General features: G+C 47.1%; 3 protein-coding genes. 1 reads left to right on the forward strand and 2 read right to left on the reverse strand.

All coding sequences use genetic code 11. The features are described from left to right. Positions 1-249: 249 nt before the first annotated feature. Positions 250-3351: an MFS transporter gene (locus QUA04_RS09660; RefSeq protein WP_333256052.1), complete on the reverse strand. Its 3102-nt coding sequence runs from the start codon at positions 3349-3351 to the stop codon at positions 250-252. Between the two features lie 391 nt (positions 3352-3742). On the opposite strand from QUA04_RS09660, the gene QUA04_RS09665 reads away from it, so the two are divergent. Further along, on the forward strand, positions 3743-5122 hold the full coding sequence (locus QUA04_RS09665; RefSeq protein WP_333256054.1) for a 2-polyprenyl-6-methoxyphenol hydroxylase-like oxidoreductase: 1380 nt from the start codon (positions 3743-3745) through the stop codon (positions 5120-5122). Between the two features lie 235 nt (positions 5123-5357). On the opposite strand, the gene QUA04_RS09670 is transcribed toward QUA04_RS09665, so the two are convergent. Further along, a partial coding sequence (locus QUA04_RS09670) for a calcium-binding protein (RefSeq protein WP_333256056.1) occupies positions 5358-6602 on the reverse strand: 1245 nt, incomplete at its 5' end.

A 6602-nucleotide genomic window follows, 5' to 3' on the forward strand; every position in this document is an offset into this window, starting at 1 on the left:
AAATCAGTTTTTCACTTTTCTATTTTGAATTAATCAAAACTGCTAATTAAGATTTATAAATTCACAGTTTGCACAATCCTCAACAAACGGGTAGGAACGGGTTTACCATAACATTATTCAACAGGACCAACAAATTAATAAAAACCAGTTCCCACTCCCCGATCAAATCCTTTACTAACATTAGTGCCTGATATCAGTAGAAACTCATATCAGGCACTATCTGCAATCCGATCGCAACTTGAGTCTTTTTTATCGGATGACGGCTAAAGCACCGGCGCCTGCTGCTGCTGCGGCCGAGGAAAGAGCCGTGAAAAACAGCCACCAAGAGGCAACTTCTGCTGCTTTCCGGGTTTCTTCCGCTTGTTTTTCGGCTTGCAGTTTGATGCTTTCGAGGCGAAGCTGCGCCTCTTGCTGCAAGCGTTCTGCTCTTTGCAAGACGCTGTTGCGGCTTCTTTCAATTTGGTCGATCAAGCGGTTGGCATCTGCTTCGGAAATGTCCTCGCGGGAACTCATTAGTGCTACTAAAGTATCGCGATTGAAATGACCCAGCCGATCGCGCAAAGCGTCAAATCCGGCTTGCGGATCGTCAAATAACTTCCGCACGTCCCGCGTAATGCCTTCGTAGTTTAGTTCTGGGCGATCGAGCGAATTGAGGTAATCCCGAATTTTTCCGAGAATCCCGTCAATTACCGACTGAATACCCTCCTGTATTTTCTGAATTTGCAGTGCGAACTCGTCGCGCACCGACAAAATGCCATCGACAATGCGATTGGCTTCTGCTTCAGAAATATCCGGCCGCTGAGACAGCAGAGAAACAACTGTAGCTCGATCGATGTGTGACAAACGCTCGCCCAAACTGTAAGCGCCGACTTTCGGGTCGTGCAGCAGCAGTTGCAAGTCGCGCTTGATGGCTTCGGGATTTAATTCATCCTTGCCCGTATTACGCAAATAATCTTCTAAAACACTCTGAAAATCTTGCACTTGGCTTTGCACCCGTTTTGCCAAACGGCGCGGCGCTTTCACAATAGAACCAAGGGTTTCCTGCACTTGGTCGATAATTTGATTGACTTGTTCCTCGCTCAAATCTTGTCTCTGAGAAAGCAGTTTTACCAAAGTATCGCGATCGACTTGAGACAGGCGGCCACGCAGCGCTAAAGCTCCTTCTTTAGGATTTTCCAGCAGTTTTGTCAAATCCCGCTTAATCCCTTCAGGATTGAGTTCTGATTTGCCAGTATTGCGGAGGTAATCTGCAAGGGCGGTTGTGGTTTGGTCGTACTGATCCTTAGCTTTTTCTGCCAACTTTTGTGGCGCATGCAGTGCGCCGTGCCAAGTTTCTTCGGCGCTGTCGAGAAGCTGATTTACTTGGTCTTCGCTGAGGTCTTTCCGCTGAGATAGCAATTTTACCAAAGTTTCGCGATCGAACCTAGAAGCTCTAGCTCTCAGGGCCCACATTCCCGCTTCTGGGTTATCCAGCAGCGTTTTCAAATCGCGCTTGATGCCTTCGGGATTGAGTTCTTCTTTGCCCGTAGACTTCAAGTATTCTTGCACTCTTTGCCACTGGTTATCTAGTCGGGCTTGCGCTGCTTCTTGCAGACCTTTAGAATCTGCTAAAACTACATCTCGCGTCCTTTCTAACTCTTGAACAATCTGTTCTACTTCCTGGAATCCGAAGTTTTCGCGACCGCGGAGAATTTGCACAAAACTATCGCGGGTGTAAGGAGAAAGCCGATCGCGCAACTGTTCGTAACTAGCATCGGAATCCTCTAATATTTTTTTGAAATCGCTCCCGATACCTGCTGCTGTCAGTTCCTCTTTCGGCGTCAGCTTCAAATAAGTTTCCACCCGCCACTGCAAATCGCGAGATTTTTCTTGCTCCTCGGCAAAGATCACGGTTTGTAAAACTCGCTGTCTAATCGCTTCTAATTCCTGGGAAATTTGTTTAATTTTGTCTTGAGTAAAAACGCCTCTACTAGCCAGGATTTCGGCAAAATTAGACTGTTTTAGTTTTTCTAATTCGCGGCGCACAGTTCCTGGATCTGCTGTAGGATCGTAGAGAACGTCCCGAAATTGGCGCTCTATCGCTTGCGGGTTCATCTGCCACGAATAAGTGTTGAGTAGGTAGTTTTCTACGTCGGCACGAATTGGGCTGTAAGTTACGGGCTCGCCTTTGACTTGAGCGGTAATTTTATCAGTTTGCTGGGTAACTTTGTCTTTAGCTTCTTTGAGCTGACCGACTACTTTTTCAAGATCCAAGTCAGAAATATCCGTGCGACCCAATACTATTCCCATTAAAGCATTGACTGCCATTGTCGTTGCTTGGGACATCATGGTCGGGTTCTGTCCAGAATTTTGACCGCCCAGATTGCTGAGGGCTTTTTCTACCCTACTTGCCAATTTATCTGAGACCAAATCTCCCGATTTGGCTGATTTGAGATAGTCTACTAATTGGGCGATGCCGTCTGATTGCTGCCCTTGTTTTCCTACTTGTTTCCAAGCATCTTGAAGTTGGTCTACAATCCGGTTTACGTCGCGTTTTGATAAGTCCGATCGCGAACTTACTAAATCTACGAGAGTTTGCCGATCGAGATTGGGCAAGTTTTCGGCTGCAATGGTTTTTAGTTGGGGATCGTTGAGCAATTTTTCAAACTCGCTACGCATCCCTTTGATGTCTAATTCGGGCGGTTTGAGGCTTTGGATGTAGTCTTCGACGTTTTCGCGCAAGCTTGTAGGGTCGATCGCGCTACCTAGTTCGTGGCCCACTGCTGCTGCTGCTGCTTTGGCTGTGGCGACGACTTGGTTGCTGGCTGCTTTGGCGCCGATGGCAGAGGCTGCGGTGCCGACAATCGCTTGAAAGCCTGATGTGGCGGTGTTGACGACGGAACCGATCAAGGAACCGACGGTGGTGGAACTCACCCAAACAAGCATGGAGAAATAGGTTGCCCACACGACTAAACCGACGATCGCACCTAAACCGGGACTGCTAATCAAGCTAAGCTTAACTGCTAGCAAGCAAGCAAAGAATAAAGCGATGGTGACGGTGACTAGCGTCCAAGTACCTACCTTTCGGCCGATGTGGCGGACTGGGGGGCTGCCGCTATCTGAGTGGTGGCCATCGTCGTGGGATTGTCCCATGTACGAAAGACCCGCGGCTACTGATAAATTTGTTAGCAAGAGTTGGAAAGCGCAGGCGAGTACCACTCCAGCTATCAAGGCGATAAAAAATTGCGGCCCGGAATAAAGGAGTGCTGCGTCTTCTACTCTGTTTGTTGTTGTAGTCTGCTCTACTGGCACTTGGGCCAGCCAGAACCCGATGTTATACAGTTGTGGATTTATTGGCAAATTTTGATACATAGTATATTCCTCGTAAAGGAGTGGGTGCGCGCTCATTGGCGCAAGTTAACCAATGTATAGTTTTAGACTTATGCCCCCAATGGCAAGCATCGCCTTATTGACGAGCTAAAGCATCCCCCTACAGTTGGAAGTGTAGAAATATGTCTGCGGCCGGCTGTCACTTTAGGAATATTTGTGGTATGTAAATTGGCAGTTGTTAAGTTATTAGTTCTTCGTTATCAGTAAGGTGCGCGGCGGCGCATCCGAGATGGTAGTAAGGGTAAGTCGGATTAAAATAATTGCAGAGGAAAATCTTTGGTCGATCGATATTAAAAGTCGGCACAGAAGCCCAGACAAATTGTTCACAATTTATCTACCAATGATAGCAAATTAGCTTTGAAGGGATTCGATAGTGCAGCGAGAAAGTCATGCAATTATTATTGGCGGCAGTTTAGCAGGACTGTTGGCCTCTAGAGTATTAGCAAAACACTTCGACCGAGTAAGTATTGTTGAACGAGATTTTTTCCCAGAAAAACCCGCACCTCGCCCTGGGATTCCTCAATCTCGTCATCTTCACATCCTTTTAAATCGGGGGAAAATCATCCTCGAAGAGTTTTTTCCCGGCTTGGAAAACGAACTGGTAGCTGCTGGTGCTCCTAGTTTAGATCCGAGGTCGATCGGGTGGTTTAGTCCGGCAGGTTGGGCCCCGCAATTTAGCCCGGATCTAAATGATGTAATTATGTTCAGTCGCGATTTACTTGATTGGCAAATTCGCCGCCGCTTGGCTGAAAATACGAACGTGCATTTCCTCGAAGGAGGTACAGTAACGGGGTTGCTGGCGAATGCCTCGCGCGCGGGGATTGCTGGCGTATCGGTACGTTTTCGCGATCGCCACAACCGGGCTAAGATCCATGCAGAAAATTTGTATGCAGATTTAGTAGTCGATGCTGGTGGCAAAGTTTCCAAAACGCCTCAATGGTTGAAAAGTTTGGGCTGGGAACCTCCGCAAGAAACCGTTATCAATGCTTTTGTCGGCTATGCCACCCGCATCTATAAATGCAGCGGTAAATTCTCAGAGACAGCGCCAGTATTTATATCACCAGGACCGCCGTTCCGCACCCGTGGCGGTGCAATTTTTCCGATCGAAGGCAATCGCTGGCTGGTGGGTTTCGCCGGGGGCGATCGCGATTATCCCCCCACAGACGAAGCAGGTTTTGTAGAATTTGCGCGCAGTCTGCCAACCCCGACAATTTATCATGCGATAAAAGACGCAGAAGCCATCACACCTATTTATAGCTATCGAGGTACAGAAAACCGTTTGCGACACTATGAAAGCCTCTCCCGTTATCCTGAAAATTTGGCCGTTATCGGTCATGCAGTTTGCGCTTTCAACCCAGTTTATGGCCAGGGAATGACCGTTGCTGCACTGGATGCTCAGATGCTAGATGAATGTTTGCAAAAGCAAAGAGAGCGGTATCCAGAAGGCGATTTAACAGGCTTTGCACGACAATTTCAACAAAAACTAGCAAAATTACATACAATTCCTTGGACATTTGCCATCAGTCAGGATTCCCGCTATCGCGGAAGTATAGGTGCAAAACTAAACCTTGCTACGCGGCTGACAATTGATTACATGGATCTAGTGTTAAAAGTGCTAGTCGGAGATGCTAAAGTTTGTCAAGCATTTTTGGAAGTTCTGCACATGATTGAGTCGCCTGCGGTACTTTTTCATCCCAGTATTGCGGTTAAGGCGATCGGGCAATTAGTCACTGGAAGGCAGAAGCAGAATTAAGATAAAGAGTTTATACAGAATCCGGTTATTTTTGCCAATTCTATTTTATCACTGCCGATGAAAGGAGATAAACGCAGATGGCATTATATTCATCTGCGTTTATTTAAGTTGATATTATGTCCGCTAGAACCGGGCTGATAAAAGTGGTTGGTAGTGAGGAGTGAAGTCCTCATACTTTTATGAAGAAGGACGTGGTTACTACAAACTTATAACGGTTATTTTAGCGGGCATGATATCAAAATGTTCGGAAATCGTTGACAGCAATTAGGCTGGCGGTGACTCCGGTTAACGAAGCAATTACTTCTCCACTTCCCTTTAATTTAATCAGCGCGCTGTTATTGTTCTGACTTATTTCTAACTGGTTAAAACTCAGACCTCCTGACAATCCTATGAAATCCTGACCTTTGACAAAATCAGAGATTATATCGAATCCCCGATCGACTCCTAAGACAAAAGTGTCGTTGCCCAAACCTCCGATGAGGCTGTCATTCCCTAAATCTCCCGACAAGAAATCATCGCCAACGCAGCCGAGTAAGGTGTCATTATCTTCACCGCCGTAAATTGTATCGTTTCCTTCGCTGCCGTCAATTAAATCCTTATTCTCGTTGCCGCTGAGGAAGTCATCTCCTGCACCGCCGCACAAAGTATCGTCTCCGAGTTGTCCGAAAAGAGTATCATTGCCTTCGCTGCCTAGAATTAAATCCTGGGCTTTTCCGCCGAATAGGATATCGTTTCCTTTGCCACCGTCGATAAAATCATTACCTCGATTGCCAAAGATTAAGTCATTATCTTCTTTGCCGTTAATTGAGTCGTTGCCCTCATTCCCAAAGATAATATCTTCACCCAAACCACCAAGAAGGATGTCGTTTCCTTTGCCACCAAATAGGATATCGTCTCCCTTGTTGCCATCAATGAAGTCATTGTCTTCATTGCCGTTGAAGATATCCTTAAATTCGCCACCAAATAGATTGTCGTTCCCAGTTAAAGCATCGAAGATATTGGGACTGTTGCTGCCAAAATAGGCGTCGTTTCTGGGAGTGCCAATTAGAAGACCGGGACGATCATTGATAATATTATCAATTTGTTCGTTGGGTTTGTTGAGATTGGGATACTCAATTCGATCGCAAATGCACTCTGTATCGGGAATGTTAACAGGTGTTGGCGTGGGTACGGGTGCAGGTGTTGGCGTGGTTACGGGTGCAGGCGTTGGCGTGGGTACGGGTGCAGGCGTTGGCGTGGGTACGGGTGCAGGCGTTGGCGTGGGTACGGGTGCAGGCGTTGGTGTGGGTACGGGTGCAGGCGTTGGTGTGGGTACGGGTGCAGGCGTTGGTGTGGGTACGGGTGCAGGTGTCGGCGTTGGAGTTGGAGTTGAAGTTGGTGCGGTTGTGACTGTGGCCGCTATGGGGAAATCAAAGGGATTTTCATCGCTATCATCATTGACAAATTGCAGCGTACCTGTTTTATTTCCTGCTGTTGTCGT

The sequence above is a fragment of the Microcoleus sp. S13_C5 genome (assembly GCF_036700845.1).
Lineage (GTDB): Bacteria > Cyanobacteriota > Cyanobacteriia > Cyanobacteriales > Microcoleaceae > Microcoleus.

What these genes read in the sequence shown, in the direction of transcription:
- QUA04_RS09660 (WP_333256052.1), bottom strand. Translation starts at nt 3,351, where the DNA reads ATGTATCAAAATTTGCCAATAAATCCACAACTGTATAACATCGGGTTC.